General features: G+C 45.6%; 16 protein-coding genes. 8 read left to right on the top strand and 8 right to left on the bottom strand.

Going from position 1 to position 17,920, the window contains the following annotated elements:
• Nucleotides 1-523 precede the first annotated feature (523 nt).
• Entirely contained in the window at nt 524-2,008 is a 1,485-nt protein-coding gene (locus QUA53_RS00545) for an ATP-binding protein (protein ID WP_333094314.1), read from the top strand.
• A gap of 114 nt (nt 2,009-2,122) precedes the next feature.
• Here QUA53_RS00545 and QUA53_RS00540 read toward each other — a convergent pair whose 3' ends face one another.
• The 4 genes from QUA53_RS00540 to QUA53_RS00525 all read right to left on the bottom strand — a co-directional run bounded on the left by QUA53_RS00540 (nt 2,123) and on the right by QUA53_RS00525 (nt 6,356).
• On the bottom strand, nt 2,123-2,509 hold the full coding sequence (locus QUA53_RS00540) for a hypothetical protein (RefSeq protein WP_333094312.1): 387 nt from the start codon (nt 2,507-2,509) through the stop codon (nt 2,123-2,125).
• Between the two features lie 153 nt (nt 2,510-2,662).
• Nucleotides 2,663-3,631 (bottom strand): protein translocase subunit SecF, encoded by a 969-nt coding sequence (secF, locus tag QUA53_RS00535; protein ID WP_333094311.1) that lies wholly within the window; start codon nt 3,629-3,631, stop codon nt 2,663-2,665.
• A 206-nt stretch (nt 3,632-3,837) separates the two neighbouring features.
• Nucleotides 3,838-5,235, bottom strand: a complete 1,398-nt coding sequence (gene secD, locus QUA53_RS00530; RefSeq protein ID WP_333094309.1) for a protein translocase subunit SecD — start codon at nt 5,233-5,235, stop codon at nt 3,838-3,840.
• Between the two features lie 137 nt (nt 5,236-5,372).
• Entirely contained in the window at nt 5,373-6,356 is a 984-nt protein-coding gene (locus tag QUA53_RS00525) for an alpha-ketoacid dehydrogenase subunit beta (RefSeq protein ID WP_333094307.1), read from the bottom strand.
• A gap of 194 nt (nt 6,357-6,550) precedes the next feature.
• Here QUA53_RS00525 and QUA53_RS00520 point away from each other — a divergent pair, with 194 nt between their 5' ends.
• The gene (locus QUA53_RS00520; RefSeq protein WP_333094305.1) at nt 6,551-7,126 is read left to right on the top strand and encodes a Uma2 family endonuclease; all 576 of its coding nucleotides are present in this window, start codon (nt 6,551-6,553) and stop codon (nt 7,124-7,126) included.
• 115 nt (nt 7,127-7,241) lie between these two features.
• Here the strand turns inward: QUA53_RS00520 and QUA53_RS00515 are convergent, their stop codons facing one another.
• Nucleotides 7,242-8,615 carry an NACHT domain-containing protein gene (locus QUA53_RS00515; protein ID WP_333094303.1) on the bottom strand — a complete coding sequence of 458 codons (1,374 nt, stop codon included), beginning with the start codon at nt 8,613-8,615 and terminating at the stop codon, nt 7,242-7,244.
• A 245-nt stretch (nt 8,616-8,860) separates the two neighbouring features.
• On the opposite strand from QUA53_RS00515, the gene QUA53_RS00510 reads away from it, so the two are divergent.
• The gene (locus tag QUA53_RS00510) at nt 8,861-9,703 is read left to right on the top strand and encodes an SH3 domain-containing protein (protein WP_333094301.1); all 843 of its coding nucleotides are present in this window, start codon (nt 8,861-8,863) and stop codon (nt 9,701-9,703) included.
• Between the two features lie 73 nt (nt 9,704-9,776).
• Here QUA53_RS00510 and QUA53_RS00505 read toward each other — a convergent pair whose 3' ends face one another.
• Both QUA53_RS00505 and purB read right to left on the bottom strand, forming a co-directional pair.
• A complete protein-coding gene (locus QUA53_RS00505; protein WP_333094299.1) occupies nt 9,777-10,502 on the bottom strand; it encodes a M15 family metallopeptidase in 726 nt (241 codons plus the stop codon).
• 301 nt (nt 10,503-10,803) lie between these two features.
• On the bottom strand, nt 10,804-12,099 hold the full coding sequence (gene purB / locus QUA53_RS00500; RefSeq protein WP_333094297.1) for an adenylosuccinate lyase: 1,296 nt from the start codon (nt 12,097-12,099) through the stop codon (nt 10,804-10,806).
• A gap of 320 nt (nt 12,100-12,419) precedes the next feature.
• Between purB and QUA53_RS00495 the strand changes: the two genes are divergently transcribed.
• The 4 genes from QUA53_RS00495 to QUA53_RS00480 all read left to right on the top strand — a co-directional run bounded on the left by QUA53_RS00495 (nt 12,420) and on the right by QUA53_RS00480 (nt 14,988).
• Entirely contained in the window at nt 12,420-12,884 is a 465-nt protein-coding gene (locus tag QUA53_RS00495) for a helix-turn-helix domain-containing protein (RefSeq protein WP_333094295.1), read from the top strand.
• A gap of 5 nt (nt 12,885-12,889) precedes the next feature.
• Nucleotides 12,890-13,456: a PIN domain-containing protein gene (locus QUA53_RS00490; protein WP_333094294.1), complete on the top strand. Its 567-nt coding sequence runs from the start codon at nt 12,890-12,892 to the stop codon at nt 13,454-13,456.
• Nucleotides 13,457-13,855: 399 nt separating this feature from the next.
• Entirely contained in the window at nt 13,856-14,260 is a 405-nt protein-coding gene (locus QUA53_RS00485; protein WP_333094293.1) for a helix-turn-helix transcriptional regulator, read from the top strand.
• The gene (locus tag QUA53_RS00480; RefSeq protein WP_333094292.1) at nt 14,257-14,988 is read left to right on the top strand and encodes a restriction endonuclease; all 732 of its coding nucleotides are present in this window, start codon (nt 14,257-14,259) and stop codon (nt 14,986-14,988) included. The genes QUA53_RS00485 and QUA53_RS00480 overlap by 4 nt, the downstream gene beginning before the upstream one ends.
• Here the strand turns inward: QUA53_RS00480 and QUA53_RS00475 are convergent.
• Nucleotides 14,951-16,144, bottom strand: coding sequence for a DNA cytosine methyltransferase (locus QUA53_RS00475; RefSeq protein ID WP_333094290.1), 1,194 nt, complete (start codon nt 16,142-16,144; stop codon nt 14,951-14,953). The genes QUA53_RS00480 and QUA53_RS00475 overlap by 38 nt on opposite strands.
• A 386-nt stretch (nt 16,145-16,530) precedes the next feature.
• Between QUA53_RS00475 and QUA53_RS00470 the strand changes: the two genes are divergently transcribed.
• Nucleotides 16,531-17,586: an alpha/beta fold hydrolase gene (locus tag QUA53_RS00470; RefSeq protein WP_333094289.1), complete on the top strand. Its 1,056-nt coding sequence runs from the start codon at nt 16,531-16,533 to the stop codon at nt 17,584-17,586.
• The last annotated feature ends 334 nt before the right edge of the window (nt 17,587-17,920 follow it).

Below are 17,920 nucleotides of genomic sequence, written 5' to 3'. Positions count from 1 at the left end.
ACAATTCCAGGGTTGAGTGCGATCGGCATTTGTACGAAAAAACTGACAATTGACATTTCTTGGCAATTGCCCGAAACCGATTTGGCCTGAATAGTCAAATAGGTTATCGGCTGCCCATTTGTCGCTATTCTTGTCTTATTGTAATATAATTTTACGCAAGGGGTAATACCAAATGTACTACCAGAGGTCGCAGATGTCTATCAATCTGAACCAAATTAATGTTGTCAAACATAAAAAATAGTTATGACTGTTATATTCGGATTAGTAGAATCTTGGATCTGTCAAATTTACTACATAATTAGGTTTCAAAGGAGTGCCGGCTGTTAAATTAATCTAACCTGCAATATCGTTTCGGGTGACACCCGCACGATTTAACACCCAAAAATTTCTGCTGAAGTAACTCAATTTGAGCGAACAGAGTAGAGTTAATTTCATAGCTATAAAAAAAATAGAAAAAGCCGTCTAAATAGTAAGCAATACTCCAGCACCCAACCGCTACTGCCAATTACCAAAGGAGGGAGCAGTGTATGAAAATGACGGGTTGAGTCCCCTGAAATCACCGCTTGGTTTGCGATCGACTCTACAGGAATTAACCCTGTACGACTTTCTCCTCGAGTCTGAGTGTCCGGGAAACGAAGTTGCTAAAATTTTTCAAGCAAACCCTTTAGTTCCCGGCATCATCATCACTCAGCAAGGAAAGTTTATAGGGATGATTTCGCGGCGGCGTTATTTTGAACACATGAGCCGCCCCTACAGTTTGGAGTTATTTTCTCAACAACCTTTGTTTATACTCTACCGCTTTACTAAAACGGATATGTTGGTTCTCGATCGCGAAACCTCAATTATGACTGCAGTGCGGCAGTCTTTGGAGCGATCGCCCGAATTAATCCACGAACCCATTGTAGTACAAGTCGAACCGGAAACTTACAAACTTTTAGACGTACACCAACTGCTGCTTTCTCAGTTGCAAATTCACGAGTTGTCAACAGTGGCGATGCGCGAGTCGCAAGCGCAATTAAGACATCAAGCCCAACAGCTCGAACTTGCCCTGCTGGAACTTCAGCGCACTCAAACTCAACTAATTCAAACAGAGAAAATGTCTTCTTTGGGGCAGTTAGTAGCAGGAGTAGCTCACGAAATTAACAATCCGATCGGCTTTATATCTAGCAATTTATACCACGCTCAAGAGTACACGCAAGCTTTAATGCGGATGCTCGACATCTACAGGCAGCACTGTCCCGAATTCATACCGGAAATTGCAGCAGAAGCCGAAAAAATCGAACTCGATTATTTAGTTGAAGACTTGCCGAAAGTGTTAAATTCCATGCAGCAAGGTGCAAAAAGAGTCCGCGACATCGTTTTGTCGCTGCGGAATTTTTGCAGGTTGGACGAAGCTCAAATGAAGCAGGTCAACATTCACGACGGTATCAACAACACGATTATGCTTTTGCAAAGCCAGCTTAAAGGGAAACCGGGGCAGGAGGCGATCGAAATTCACAAAGAATACAGCGACTTGCCACTGGTGCAGTGCTATCCCGGACAGCTCAATCAGGTATTTATGAATATTTTACTTAATGCAATTTACGCTCTGGTTGAGTCTAATAAACACGAAAAGGTTGATAAAAAAAGCACGAAAAAGTCGCAATCAGCGGAAGAAAAGCAGTCTTGTACAAAGACTCAATCATCAGTTTCTAAGTCTACCCGCCTAAGTCCTATGATTCGGATTCGCACCGAGTTAAGTGATAAAAAAAAGGTAATAATTAAAATTTCTGACAATGGCCCGGGCATGACTGAAGATGTTCGGAAGCGGTTGTTTGATCCTTTCTTTACTACTAAGCCGGTCGGCCAAGGAACGGGTTTGGGACTGTCGATTAGCTATGAAATTGTTGTCAACCAACACGGCGGCGAATTGAAGTGCTTTTCGGACCCGGGAAAAGGAGCAGAATTTGCGATCGAGATTCCGCTTCAACAGTCTTCCGTAGCACAGATTTTGCCTCGCTTTGCGTGATACAACAGAAGGAAGAAGGAAGAAGCAATAAAAGTTAGGGACTCGGCAGTTGAAACCGCTTAAGAGTCAAACTTTCGTTTTTGTGGCTTGAGACTAAAGAATAAAACCCGCCGGCTAGCGCGAACCTTTGCAAACCCATTTCCACAAAGGATGACTGGGCCCTCGCTGGCGAATGCGGCGCACTTGTTGTTCCAAACCCTGTTTTTCCCGATGGGGCAATCCTCGCACCATATTGCGGCTTTGCCAAGTTAGCACTCCTAAAGTCATTCCCAAGCACAAACCCAAACCGAGAGTTGGCCAGCGATTAAAAGATAAACCGTAGCGCACGGCCGCCCAAGTGAAGTGTTCAAACCACAAAGCGATTTCGCGGCGCAAACCCCAAATGCTCAAAGAACCGACGCTAATCCACAGTAATATCACAGTTAACCAGCGGCCGTAAACTGTTAGTTTGTGAAGCCTTTGGACTTCAATTTGAAAATTTGCGTCGCTTTGATTAGTCATCAGTCATTAGTTATTAGTCATTAGTATTTAGGGTACCCAGCGCGCAGCTTACCACTATCAGTGGCGCGTCAAACCATTTTTTTGCCTTAGTCCTGAGTCAACCGTTAACAGCAATCAGCAGCTTAATAACTAATGACTGATCGGCCAGGACAATTAAACTTCCTCTGACTGGTTGATTCCTTCTGCAGGGACAGGGATAGAGTGGGCCGTGCGAGTGCGCCACCAAGCTAGCAGCGTACTGGCAATGAAAATACTCGAATACGCACCCGCAATAAAGCCGACAATCAATGCTAAAGCAAAGTATTTGAGGGTTTCGCCGCCAAACAAAAAGATTGAAAACAAAGTGAGCAGCGTTGTCATAGTCGTGTTAATTGACCTTCCCAGCGTCTGCATGACCGCATCATCGACAATTTGATTTATCGACTGTCCCGGATTTAGCTTGATTACTTCGCGAACGCGATCGTAAATTACCACTGTATCGTTAACCGAAAAACCGATAATTGTCAAGATTGCCACTACAAACAAACTGTCAACTTCCACACCTTGAACTAAACCTAAAATTGAGAAGATACCAACAGTAATGAACACGTCGTGAAACAGAGCTACAAAAGCAAAAAAGGCATAATCTAACTGAAATCGGAATGTCAGATAAATAGTAATGCCAGCAAAGGAAAGAAATACAGCCAACAATCCCGAAGTAAATAATTGTTTACCGAGGGTAGGCCCAACCGTATCAATTTGAGTTGAGTTCGGGGCAAAAGCGCCTATTTTATCGCTCAAAGCTGTTTGCAACTTAGTACGTTGTTCGACATCCAAACTTTTCGTGCGTAGCGACAAACCGCGCTGTTCTTTGCCGATAACTTGAATGCTGCTGCCACCTAAACCTTGGGCGTCCAGCACTTCGCGGACAGCAGCAAGATCGATGGGTTTACAATTTTCCGGTTTCGTGCAGTCGAGTTCAAATTGCAGGCGAGTGCCGCCGATAAAATCTAAACTGGGGCGCAGCGGTGCGCGAATGTCGGGACGAGTCCAAGAAATCGCCATCGACACTATACCTGCGAGGATAATAGCGGCGGACATACTCCACCAGATCGATCGCTGTTTGATTACACTAAATTTCATAATTTGAAGGAAGAGGGAAGTTCGGCAACGGATTGTGTAAGCTGTTACGCATCTAAATTGTATTTTTGGGCGGGCGGGACGCCCACCCCACACGAATTTGCTCGAATTTGATTGTCAAATTTAGATGCGCCTCAGCTTAACGGATGTAAGAAGGAAGGAAGAAGTTAACAGTCAACAGTCAACAGTTAACAGTCAACAGTCAACAGTTAAGTATTAGCAGTTTTCGACAAACCGGGACAGAACCACTGAGGTTTCCGCAATGCTGGAAAGCTCAATACTACGAACAGCAGAGTGCGGCTGCAAGTGAGCGCAGTAAACATACTCACTCCCACCCCCAATGCCAGAGTTACAGCAAACCCTTTAACTAAACCAGCACCCAACCAGAACAAAGCAGCACAAGCAATAACTGTTGTGACGTTTCCGTCTAAAATGCTGGAAAAAGCGCGATAAAAACCAGATTCGACCGATCGATAAAGCGATTTCCCCGCCCGCAACTCTTCCCGCGTGCGCTCAAAAATCAGCACGTTAGCATCCACGGCCATCCCGATGCTGAGCACAAAACCAGCAATTCCTGGCAGCGTTAATGTCACTCCCAAAAGCACGAAAGCTGCCCAAGTTAACAGAGCATAAATTAACAGCGCAATATTGGCAATTACGCCGGGGAGTCGATAGTAGGCAACCATGAAAATCAAGACTAAAACTAAGCCGCCGATACCTGCGTTTATACTGCTTTGAATGCTGTCTCTACCCAAACTAGCACCGATCGTGCGGTTTTCTACAATTTCGACCGGCACCGGCAAAGCGCCGCCCCGCAATTGCACTGCTAAATCGTTGGCTTCTTGCGTTGTAAAGTTGCCTTGAATTACGGCACTTCCCCCAGTAATTCCTGCTTGGGCAAATTCTACGCCGACGACTGGAGAACTGATCATTCTTTCGTCTAGGAAAATACCGATACTGCGTCCGGTGCCTGCTAAATTTTTAGTGAGTTGGGCAAATAGTTCGCCTCCTTTGGTATCGAAAACAAGAGCAACGTTCCAGTTGTTCCCAGCCGCCAAGGGTTGAGGTTGAGCGTCTTTGAGGTTTTCGCCACCGAGGCCGGTGCTTTTGAAGAGTTTGGCGATCGCCTCATTGCTTCTTTTCAAAGCAGCCTGATTTTCTTTAATAGCCGCCTCATTGTTGCTAGTTTTCAATTCTGCTTGTTTTGCGAGTAATTCCTGCTGCAACTGCCTTTCAATCGCTAATTGTGCTTCTGTTCCGGGCAGTTGTTCCAGAAATTCTAGCTTGGCGGTACCACCCAAGACTCGTTCTGCTTGTTGTGGGTCATTTACTCCGGGCAACTGCACCAGAATTTGGTCTTCTCCTACTGTTTGGACTAATGCTTCGGAAACACCCAAACCGTTGACGCGGTTTTCGACAATCCGCCGCACTGCTTCTAACATTCCCTGATCAATTTTGGGAATTGTGGGGGTAGTTTTTACTTGAATTGTGAGTTGCGACCCTCCTTGCAAGTCTAATCCCAGCCGCGTCGGAATTGTTACTATTACAGTAATGGCGGCGATGATTAAAACAAAAATTAGGGCTAATATTGAACGTTGTTTTTGCATATTTAATTATTAGTCATTGGTCAGTTGGCAGTTGTCAGTTGGCAGTTGGCGGTTGGCAGATTTTAGTCATCAGTCATCAGTCATCAGTCAACAGTCAACAGTCAACAGTCAACCAATGACTATTGACTAATCACTATTTATACTCGCAAAGCTACCATTTTTTGGACTGCCTCGAGAATTTGCGTGGGCTGGACAATGGTCAGTCTTTCCAAATTCCCATTGTAAGGTGTGGGAATATCTTGTGAAGACAGGCGCAAAACTGGTGCGTCGAGTTCGTCAAAAAATCGATCGCTAATCGAAGCAATTAGTTCGGCACCGATGCCTCCTGTTTTCATACACTCCTCTACAATAATTACTTTGTGAGTTTTGCGAATGGATGCGCCGATCGTCTCCATGTCCAGGGGTTTGAGAGAAATCAGGTCGATTACTTCTGGATCGTAACCTTCTTTTAGCAGGGCGGGCACGGCTTGCAAGACGTGGTGCCGCATCCTGGAATAAGTCAGGATTGTGACATCTTTGCCCGATCGCACGATTTCTGCTTTGTCCAGCGGCACTAAATATTCTGTTTCTGGCAAATTTTCTTTGAGGTTGTAAAGAAGGACGTGCTCGAAAAACAGAACGGGGTTATCGTCGCGGATTGCTGATTTTAAAAGTCCTTTGGCGTTGTAGGGAGTCGAACAAGCGACTATTTTCAAACCGGGTACTGCTTGGAAATATGCTTCTAACCGCTGGGAGTGTTCCGCGCCGAGTTGCCGGCCCACGCCGCCGGGGCCGCGAATTACCATCGGCATTTTGAAGTTGCCGCCGGATGTGTAGCGCAGCATTCCGGCGTTGTTGGAAATTTGGTTGAAGGCCAGCAGCAAAAAGCCCATGTTCATGCCTTCGATGACCGGCCGGAGTCCCGTCATTGCTGCGCCTACTGCTAGGCCTGTAAAGCTATTTTCGGCGATCGGGGTGTCGAGCACTCTAAGTTCGCCGTATTTGTTGTAGAGGTCTTTGGTGACTTTATAGGAACCGCCATATTGACCTACGTCTTCGCCGAGTACGAATACGGCGGAGTCGCGGGCCATTTCTTCGTCTAACGCCTCGCGGAGGGCGTTGAACAATAAGGTTTCTGCCATAGGAGGTGAAGCAATGATTGCAGGAGGGTCAGATTAGAATCTTAACCTTTCGGGGGTGTCGATCTAGGAGTCGATCGCAAATTTGACAGTTAAAACCTGAGATTTGGGCAATCTTTATCATAACATTTGTATTATGTCAATGAATATTGCAGTTAAAATAATACTAACTTGCCTGCCCACAGCAGAGGAATATTATGCTCCAGACAAAAACTCAACTAACTCTGGAAGAGTTTCTCGCTCTTCCCGAAGGAGAAGGCGATATTACCTACGAACTTATTGACGAGCAAGCAGTACCGAAAATGTCACCTAAAAAATTTCATTCTCGCCTCACCCGAAGCCTAATAAAACTCCTCGAGCAGTGGGGGGACGAACGGGGAGAAATTGGTGTAGAATGGGCGGTGAAATTAACCCGCCACGGGCGAGACTGGGTGCCAGTACCAAACCTTTTATATGTTTCTTACCAACGCTTATCTCCTGACTGGAATCAAGATGAAGCCTGTCCTGTAGTCCCGGAATTAGTCATAGAAATTATTTCACCCGAACAAACTTTCGGTCAGTTAGCTGCTAAAGCGAGAGATTATTTAGATGCTCAGGTATTGCGGGTTTGGGTAGTAGATAGCAAGGCGAGAAGCATTACAGTTTTTTACCCCGATGCAGCACCGCAGACTTATATGGGAGATACCCTATTAAAAGATCCACTTTTTGATGGATTAGAATTTACTGCGACCCAGCTATTTCAAATGGCAAAAATACCGCTAACTTTCTCTTAGATTCCGGACTTCCTCTAGAAGTAGGGGCTCTGGATCTTCGGTTTTTTTGAGCGAGGCTTACTTAATTGCTCATTAATTGGCCAACTCCACATAACAACTAACAACTAACGAATAACTAATGACTAATTTCCGAAAAATGTTTTTGCAATAAATCGTGAATAAATCGATAACGCCGATCGCCCGTTTTTTGCAGCAGCAGGCGATCGGTCGCAGCATCGAGAAAACGCCTGTAATCCCAAGGAATGTAGCCGTTCGACCACAGCACCACGCGCAATATAAAACTTTCAATTCCCGGAATTCCCGGCAAAAAAGCACTAATTACCGCAGCAACAGCACCGGCAATTAATCCCCAAATCGACCCGGAGACTAGGCTGGCAATTAATCCCAAAATCACCCAAATCAGCCCGCCAACCAGCTTAACTCCCAACTGATACTTGCGCCGTTCCTCCTCTGTTTGCAGCCAGCTAGACGGTATGCGATCGAGGTAAAATTCTTGAATTCCTTCCTGTTCCATCCTTCTGGCCAACCATCCCAGCCAGTGGCGAATTTGTTCGGGCCGCAGTTCCTTACCTCTGGGATACTGCTTGACTTGCCCGGCCATTTGGTGGCGAATATAGGCAGTTAACAGATATTTGCGCTGTTCTTCTGCGGAAGTTATGCGCTTCCAAGCTTCGATTAAAATATCGTCGTAAGCCAAAGCCATCATGCTCAAAAGCAAGGGAACTTTTGCCAATTTTAACAACTCCGGCTCCCGCTCTATGCTGTACCAAAGTTCGCGGCTTCTGGCTTCTAGCAGATAATTTTGAATTTGATTTTCTCTTAAAGATTTCAATAAAACCGCTGCTTGCAGGCGAAATCTAGTATCGCAGTTTTTGTAAGCTTCAAAACTGCTGCAAGCTACTAAATGTTTGGGTTGAAATTCGCTTTCCACAAATTGATTGATTGCTTGAATGCAGCTATTTTGGCGGTGAGTTTCTACTTCGTCCAAGCCGTCGAGGAGAGGCAGCAATTTTTGTTCGGCAAGCCATTTTTTGCCGACAGCAGGAGAGATGCCGTATTTGAACTGAAGTTGAGCAATTAACCAATCGGCGATCGCCCCGGATTCTGCTTTCCACGATCCGAGTTCAAACAGCACTGGTACTGGCAAACTAGCATCTTTTTGGGCGCGGGAAATTAATACGCGAGCTAATTCTAGCAGCGTCGTAGTTTTGCCTGCACCCGTGGCTCCCAAAATTACCAATTTGCCGCCGGCGCGATCGAACACTTTAGCAATGCTGGCTTTGGGTGAAAGCCGAAAACTCGGACGGTTGCCGGCTTTCACTTCCACATCCCAACAGCGGTTAACACCAACAGGAGGCGATTCTTGGCTGAGGTTAGCCAGCACAGCAGCGTGCAAAGACTGCGATCGTCCTGCTTGGACTTCCTGCTTCACCTCCTCCAACAATCGATCGCGGGGCGCTTGTAATCTCAGAGGAATCAATTTTGACATTTTATGTACCTCGCGCTGAACGCTTACCTTCGCAAATTTGCGCGCAAATAACCCAGAGCAAGATTACCATCAGTATAGGCGTCCAGTATATATTGACTCAAATTATTGCGACAATTATGGATCTGAAATTTTATCTAAAAATCCTGACCCTGTGGGCCGCACTAGGTATTTCCACTGTAAATTAACTGGCGATCGCCCCAACTCTCAAACAAAAATTATTAGTATAGATACAGAGAGGGTTTTTTATGTCATTTACTAAGGGTCAAATCATCACAGTAAGCTTAGCAGGACTGGCAACAGCGGTGGGAGTGGCTGTTGCAACTATACAGTCGGGTGCGATGAAACAATCCGATCTTCCCCTTGCAGAATCCCCGGCATCCACCAGAAACCAGATTGCAGGGCCCACGAACAACCCTGAATCTCGGCAACCAAAATCTCTGCAAGCACAAACCCAGGCTGCAGAATCTCCGAAATCCAAACCCCAACCTGCAAAAACCCCGGCTGTTCAATCCTCGCTAGTTGCAGGAGTCTCTCCGCGAAAAGTTGAGCCAGTAGTTGTCACACCGCCCAATTCGGGTTGCAAAATCACCCAGGCTGTAGTCAGCGATCCGAATCCACCGCTAAATGTGCGATCGAGCCCCCAAGTAAGGGGCAGCCAAATTGTAGGAAAACTCAAAAATAATACCTTTGTTTCAGTCGCCGAAGAACAAAACGGTTGGCTGCGAATTACCGATCCAGTTCCCGGTTGGGTTGCGAAAAGACGCACCGAAAGCAGTTGTTCTAACCTCAACCAGCAGATTAATTTTCTGCCGGGAGGAGATGAAGCAATTGTTAAAGGTCGAATTATCGGCGGCGGCAGCCACTCTTACCGGATTCGAGCCCGAAAAGGTCAAACAATGACTGTTAAGAATCGGAAAGATGTTTTTCCCCAAATTATAACTCCTCGTGGCAAACTTTTAGCCGGAGATCCTTATCAAGGCAATGAAACAGAGTGGAGTGGAAAAGTGCCCGTAACAGGCAATTACACATTACAATTAGACTCTAATTTCCGGGGATACGAATACGAATTTTCGGTTAAATTGCGCTAATTTGCCTGACATCTGTGGGAACAGGCACTGCCCTGCCCCTACCCGGATATGGGACTTTTAATCAATAGTATAATTAAGGAATCGTTCCCAGCGAGATATCAAGAATCGCAAATTTCTGCCAATCTTCAGAATCAAAGTGCCACCATTCGGTTGTGATACCGATAAATCCGTGTTTTTTCATCGCATCCTTAAGCACTTGACGATTTTTCCGAGATTCCGCGCTGCCGCCTTGATAATCTCCGTGAGCTTTTTCGGTAAAATCATCGTAGGGTGTGGGCATTTCTAATTCTTTGCCAGTGCGATCGACTAAAGTCAAATCTATAGCAGCACCGCGATTGTGCCGCGAACCCCTAGCAGGATTAGCAACATAGCGCGGATCTGGCCAAGCTTGCCACATTTGCTTAGTCACAGAGAAAGGCCTGTAGCAATCGTAAACTTTCAAACCCAATCCGATTTTTTCCAAATCTGTTTGAACTAGCCCTAACTTTTGAGCAACAGAACTTCTCAAAGCGCATTTCGATATAGGATAAAGTTTTCGTTTCAAGAAATTGTTAGTAGTGGCGTATCGAATATCGAGGCGAATGTTGGGATTTACGGTGCGGATGTCAACCAGTCGCGCCGAACGAGGAAGTTGACTCATGAAAATACTTTCAGGTACTACTGGGTTTAGTTCTGGTTGGGTAATTTGCACTTGTGGCGGCTCCTGGGCGCGAATCGACATTGTATAATTCAGTGTGGTTGTAGATAGTAATATTAGAGCGAATACAATTAAATATTTTGTAAATCGGTTGAATTTCATAGCTCTGTTAAGTAAATATTTAATAGAGTTTTTACATTTCATATTGTGGGGAATTTTCGCGCTTTTCGTGTTGTCTGTCAGCCCGCCAGACCGACAGGGGTTGAAACCCCTGTCTCATAGCTAAAGTCCTCGCTATGAGGACTGAAATATTTCTCTAAAACTTTTATTTTATGAGTCTTTCAGTCGGTTTTAACCGACTTTAGTTATGAGACGGGGGTTTTAACCCCCGGCAAACTGTGGGACAAGCGCGAGAACGCTCGCTCTCTTTTCTCTCTGAGTCATTTTTAATTGTTAATTGTCCTCAAATTCCCAAGCGCTGATACACTAAATCTAAGTGCCTCAATTGATACTGCGGATCGAAACAATCATCAATTTCTTTGGTCGTCATCTTAGCTGTTACGCGCTCGTCCTTAGCAATTAAATTGTAGAAATTGCCACCCGGTTTGTTCCAAGCTTCGTGAGCACAAGATTGCACAATTTTGTAGGCTTCTTCGCGACTCGTGCCTTTTTCTACTAAGGCTAACATCACGCGCTGGCTGAAGATGACTCCCCCGTAAAGGTTCATGTTTTGCTTCATATTTTCGGGATAGACTAGCAGGTGTTTTACTAAGTCTGTGGTTTCTACTAACATGAAGTGAGTTACTGTAGAACTGTCGGGCAAAATCATCCGTTCTACGGAACTGTGAGAGATGTCTCTTTCGTGCCAAAGTGCAACGTTTTCTAAGGCTGCGACGGCGTTGGCGCGGACTATTCTCGCCATCCCTGTGAGTCTTTCCGATCGAATCGGGTTGCGTTTGTGGGGCATGGCGGATGAGCCTTTTTGCCCTTTGGAAAAGAATTCTTCGACTTCGAGAACGTCGGTGCGTTGCAGGTTGCGGATTTCTACTGCAAAACGCTCGATCGATGCTGCTAAGAGTGCTAAGGTTTGGACGTATTCGGCGTGTCGATCGCGCGAAATGACTTGAGTGGATGCGGTATCCGGTTCGAGTCCGAGGTTTTGACAGGCGATCGCTTCAATTCGCGGGTCAATATTAGCATAGGTTCCGACTGCGCCGGAGATTTTGCCGACTGCAATGGACGATCGCAAATTCACTAATCGGGCGCGGTTGCGAAAGACTTCTGCCAGCCATCCTGCTAGTTTAAAGCCAAAGGTAATGGGTTCGGCGTGAATTCCGTGCGATCGGCCAACCATCACGGTATTGCGATGCTGTTGAGCCTGATAGCGAATAGCTTGACTCAATTCTTCCACACGTTCTAACAAGATATTGACGCTAGCGACTAATTGCAGCGCCAAAGCAGTATCGAGCACATCGGAACTGGTTAAGCCGAGGTGAATGTAGCGGCCGGCATCGCCTACATATTCGTTGACATTTGTCAAGAAGGCGATCATGTCGTGGCGGACTTCGGCTTCTATTTCGAGGACTCGTTTGGGGTCAAAATTAGCCTTAGCTTTGATTTCTTCGACTGCGGCGGCGGGGATGTAGCCGAGTTCGGCTTGAGCTTCGCAGACAGCGATTTCTACTTGCAGCCAGGTTTTCAGTTTGGCGGTTTCAGTCCAGATGTTGCCCATTTCGGGCAAAGTGTAGCGCTCTATCACGGTGGGAGTTGGGGAATGCGATCGTCCTATTGTACCTCTGCGAGGCCTCGGTCTTCAGTCGGAAGGGGGAATTTCGGGCGATCGAAGCGGAGGCGATCGAACTGTCACACTAGGGGCTTTGAATATTTCGCGTGTTGCGGATATTGCGTTTATGTGTGGCAAGTGTTACCGTGAAGAAAACGATCGAGTATGTACCGGACGAATGCTGACAAACCCTTTCTGGAGCTGTAAGGGTTTTGCACGATCGTACTTTTAGCCTGCTAAGCATTACACCAACTCACCGTAACTCAGAGAAAAACACATCAAAAAATAAACTTGCTATGTTGAAGCAAAAAGCGTCCCCTGAGTCAGTTTTAATTCCCGAACAAGAACAAGAAGCAATAGCAAAATTAGACCAGATTCTCAGTCTCGAATCTGCACAGCCAAAATTAGTCGGAAGTAACGGAGAAGAAATTATAATACCGCGTTCGGTTTACAATTTACTCGGTCAAGTTGTGCGTGCAATGGCATCCGGTCAAGCTATTTCCCTAGTGCCTCACAATCGTGAAATCACCACGCAAGAAGCTGCGGATATCCTGAATGTATCGCGACCCTTTATCGTCAAGTTACTGGAAAAAGGCGAAATACCCTACATCAAAGTTGGTTCGCACCGACGCATACTTTTCCAAGATTTAATGACCTACAAGGAACAGCGGAAAATTCAGCGTCGCCAAGGACTTAAGGAACTAACTCAATTTCTTCAAGATGAAGGTTTTTACGAAGAATCTGTATCGGATGCGAGTTAAGCAGTATGGAAGTTCCTTCGGTTGTTTTAGATTCCTGCGTTATTTTCCCTATGCCTTTATGCGATACGCTGCTGCGTGCTGCTGAGGCTGAGTTGTACTGCGTTCACTTTTCACAAGAAATTCTAGATGGTGCTACCCGCAATCTTGTAAAAAAAGGCAGAATGACAGAGGTCAAAGCAGCACGTTTTCAGGCGATGATAAAAAACACCTTTCCTGAAGCAACTGTCGAAGTGCCTGCAAGTTTGGTGGAAGCAATGACAAATCATCCGGGCGATCGTCATGTTGTAGCTGCTGCGATCGTAGCCAATGCTAAGGTCATAGTTACAGATAACCTCAAACATTTCCCAAAAGAGGCTTTAGAAACTTACGGCATTGAGGCGCAGCACCCCGATATATTTCTAACTGAACTTTTCGATAAATATCCAGAGTCAATGGTTGAGATAATTCAGCAGCAGTTTGAAGATCTCAAACCACCACCTCATACAGTTGTAGAACTTCTTGAAAAACTAGAAAAGAACAATAGAGTACCGGGATTTTCTAACAGAGTTCGCCTAAGAATTTACCAGCAATAAAAGGAGCTACAAGATGAATAGCCGTTAAAGTCTCATCATCCAGTGGTCAGAATAAGATCGACTTTTTGTTGTCAGTTAGCCGGAGTTTACCGATGTCATGCAGCCTTGCACTCACGGACACACTTACGAGGACGCGGCAAAACACGGACAAGAATTGTAAGAAACATTAATTGAACTCTATCAAGAAGATGGCAAACCTCTACCAGAACCTCAGACTTTGGGAAAACGATTGCAGATTGCGTAAAGTTGTTAATACCAAGGATTATCAATCCAAACGCATACTATTTTATTTTTACTGAGCGATCGCGTCCCTTGAGTTAGTTGGATGACTGGTAAAATAAGTGCGATCGCCTTCTTTGTTGGTGAAGTAAGTGAGGAGCGATCGCAGTATTTTTCAAAATGCCGTACTCCGCTGATAACGCACCCTACTTTACTATTGTACCTCTGCGAGGCCTCCGTCTTCAGTCGGGATGGGGAATTTGGGGCGATCAAACTTTTCAGATATGTGACACATCGTCCGTAGACCGATCGTCCGCAGAGACTGAAAATTGGGAGATGAGTCGATCGAAACAGAAGATTCTGCGTGCTTTAGGTCATCTGGTAAAGCAACGCAGGACAGCGTTGGGAATTTCGCAAGAGGAGCTTGGAATGCGGGCTAATTTAGACCGCACCTATATATCTGGAGTCGAACGCGGAGTCAGAAATCCGTCCATCACTGCAATTGCAAGTCTAGCTAGCGGCTTGGGCACAACAGTTTCCAATCTTCTCGAAAATCTAGAAATAGAAGCGGAAAATATAGAGTGAGCAATCAAGATTTAGCAGGAACAATTAAAGCTCAATTAAAACAAGACTCAACTCAATTCAGAGTCTTTAATCTTCTATCAGACCAAAAATGGCACTGTCGGGAGTGCGAAGGCAAACAGATAGCCTCAGCTCAATATGCTGGCGGTGGCGGAATTCAGGGATTGCAGCGCGGAACAAGGAAGCGCCCCGGTCTGGTTATTGTAACAGAAAAGAGATACTGTCAAACTTGTCAGGCAACACGTTTGGGCGATTTGTGGACAGGAGAAATTAAATCAGCAAATTCTGCTGCTAACATACCCGCTTCTCTGGTAAAAAGAATTCTCGAAGTTTACTTTTATACAGATGTAATCGAACAGAGAAAACGAGCAGCTCATGAGTTAGTAATTGACCATAGATTCCCAATGGAGCGTTGGGGAGATAATGAGCCACCACACCTGGCATCTATGAGCGAATCTGAAATCAAGGCAAAGTTTCAGTTGCTCAAAAAAGATGCTTCAGGCAATCACAATCTTCTAAAATCTCGAAGTTGCGAACGCTGCATCAAAACAGGGAAAAGAGGCACACCTTTCGGAATCAAGTTTTGGTATGAAAGAGGCGAAGACTGGCCTTCCATACATCAGCGCGGGGCTGAAGCTGAGGAAGGCTGCACAGGATGCGGCTGGTATGATTTTGAAACTTGGCGAAATACTCTCAATCAAAAACTAGCTGAATCTGTTCGGGAGGTTTAACAGTAACTAAGCTAGGCTTGTTAAGCGCAATATCAGTCAAATATGGAATAAGTGCAAAACCGATACACTCTGCTAAACGGGGCGGCACGGCATTTCCAATTTGCCACATGGCCTTTTTCATTGAACCTTCAAAAATAAATGAATCCGGGAAACTTTGCAATCTAGCCATTTCACGAGCTGAAATAACGCGGTTGAGATAAGGATGAATATGAGTGCCGCCGTGATTTTCTTTAACAGTCATGCTCGGTTTTCCCGGATACTGTCGCTTGAAAGCATCGGCGTAGCTTTCATACAAAGAACCGCCTGGTGGAACTTTAGCAAGTCTTTCCATGTACTCAACAGAATGACGAGTCCATTCGTGGTTAATTTCTGGGATGGGAGTATACTCTGGTAAATCATAAATTGCTGACTCAATCGCTTTGTATTGTTCGGGCAACAATTGCGGCTTGGGATAGGGATTTTGCATCCCGAATCTATTGGCAATAAAAATGGCTCGCGGCCGGATTTGCGGGACTCCATAGGTGGCTGATTCCAGAACAGCAACGGAAACGTGGGGATAGCCAATTTCCTCAAAAGCCTCGCAAATGGCTTGCTTAACAGCTCCTTTTTGTATAGTCAATATTCCCGGTACGTTTTCCATGACAACATACCAAGGACGTATTTCAGAGACAACGCGGACAAACTCTCTAAATAAGCGATTTCGAGGGTCGTTGGGGTCGCGTTTTCCTGCAACTGAGAAGCCTTGACACGGCGGCCCACCTACAACAACATGAACTTCTGGCGAACCTATTTCAGCGAGCAACTTTTGGGGATTTAAGTTTTTTATATCGTCGCACAAGTGATGGCAATCTGGAAAGTTTTTTGTATGAGTTGCCGAGGCGATCGCATTAATTTCAACACTTGCTACTGGTCGAAAACCTGCTTGCAATAAACCTTGCGTCATACCGCCCGCACCGCAAAAAAGATCGACAAATGTATAGTCTGATTTTGGCAGTGACTGAGATTCAACATCAATGAATATCTTGTACGGATCGCAGTGATTTGCTTCTAGTTCGCGTTGGATGCGTTCGTAACGCCCTAATTTTGCTTTCTTCTGCTTTTTGACAGGAATTGGTTCAGACTCATTTGAGAATAAAGACAGTTGTATTGCTTCCATTTTATATTTGTTTACTGCATTCTATCTGATGTTGCCGACTTGGGGCAGGGTGTAGAGATCGATCGCACTTGGAGTCGGAAAGTGCGATCGTCGTATTGTACATCTGCGCGGGGATGCAAGACTCAGAAACCCTGTTTCTCAAAGCAACCAGGTTTTTTTTGTAGTTTGGGCGCTCCGCTACAATATGCTAAACCTCGTTAGCTGGCATTCTTCTCTATTCGCCAATAAATGGTTCCAAATGAATAGCAATTAATATTTTGGCTTGACTTCGCCCTTGAGTGCATTGACTCAAAAAGTATTGCGGTTTTCAGGGTTATTCGCTAGAATAGCCAACCTGTCAAGTAAAAAAATCCCACCAACAAGACAGACATTTCATACATCCGCTTATGACCATTGCCTATACTCCACCTTGGCTGCTGAACAACGGCATGTTAATGACGTTGTACACCGCATTAAGGGCTAGTCGCAGTTGGGAAAAGACAATCCCTTACCCAGAGCCCCCTTACCGAGAACACATCTTTACTGGTGCCTGTGGAGTCCCGATTTTTGGCTGGGTTGCCATCCCCGAAAATCCCCGATATACCATTGTCGGCACTTACGGCATTACTGGCGATCTGGATAATCAATGGTTTCTCAGGCTACTAGGCCGTAAAGCCTATGCCCAAGGCTGTGCAGTGGTATTATTTGACTGGCGAGCTCACGGCAAAACCGCCCAACTCTCTCCCACCCTGACTTCTGATGGCCTATACGAAGGCGAAGATTTCGTTCGGATTGCTGCCGCTGCTAAAGAAATGGGATGTCCCGCCCCTTTTTGGTTCACGGGTTATTCCCTGGGCGGACAATTAGCCTTGTGGGCGGTAAAATCAGCTCAGACGATCGCAGATTGGGGGTCGGAGTTAGGGCTCGAAGAGTCAGAACTAGCAGGCGCGGCGGTGATTTGCCCCAGCTTGGACTCGAACCGTTCTCTGTCTTATCTAGTTAAAGATGAGTGGGGGAAATTTTTAGAAAAAGCCATCGCGCGACAGTTAAAAAAACTAGCAAAAGACATCGCTAAAGCGCATCCAGGGGCGATCGATCCTGCCGCTATTGCACGCGCCAACAGCATTTGGGGCTTTGACCATGAACTGGTAATTGGCCCGTTAGGTTTTTCGTCTGTCGAAGAATACTATGACGCTAGCAGCGCTTTACACATTTTGCCTCACCTCAAAAAACCCACTTACATCCTTTATGCAGCGGATGATCCGATGTTTGATCCGGTGCTTGTCTCTGAGTTGCAAGCCATTGGCGCGAACAATTCTGCCTTAGAATTAGTGGTGACAGCCTACGGCGGTCATGTTGGGCATATCAGTAGTAAACGTTGTCAGCATCAATTTGGTGATAGCGATCGGTGGTGGGCATGGAATCGGATTTTACAGTGGTTCGATGCCTTGAGTGTTGATTGAGATTATCAAATAAAACCAGAAAACTCCTCGGCAATAGTTGCGGGGAGGAAAGGATTAGGGGGTTTAATCCCTCCAGTCCAGAACCTTGAAACTATTTCGCAAAAACACTAGACATCTCGGCAGAAGCTGAATGGCTCACTGGGGCACAATTGTGCATAATTTGCACAGCCAATTGACTTAACCTCGATGTGACGATCGCATAAGGATTAGAAGCAATTATAGTTAATAACTGGTGAATAAATATCGATTAACTTATTCTTTTTTTTGAGAATAGTGTCAGCTATTAACTAGGTAAAACTAAAGCTCCAACTCTCAATCTAATCAAACCGCAAAG

Origin of the sequence: Microcoleus sp. Pol12B3 (assembly GCF_036701355.1) — a bacterium.
Taxonomy (GTDB): Bacteria; Cyanobacteriota; Cyanobacteriia; order Cyanobacteriales; family Microcoleaceae; genus Microcoleus.
This window is presented reverse-complemented; position numbering and strand designations above follow the sequence as displayed.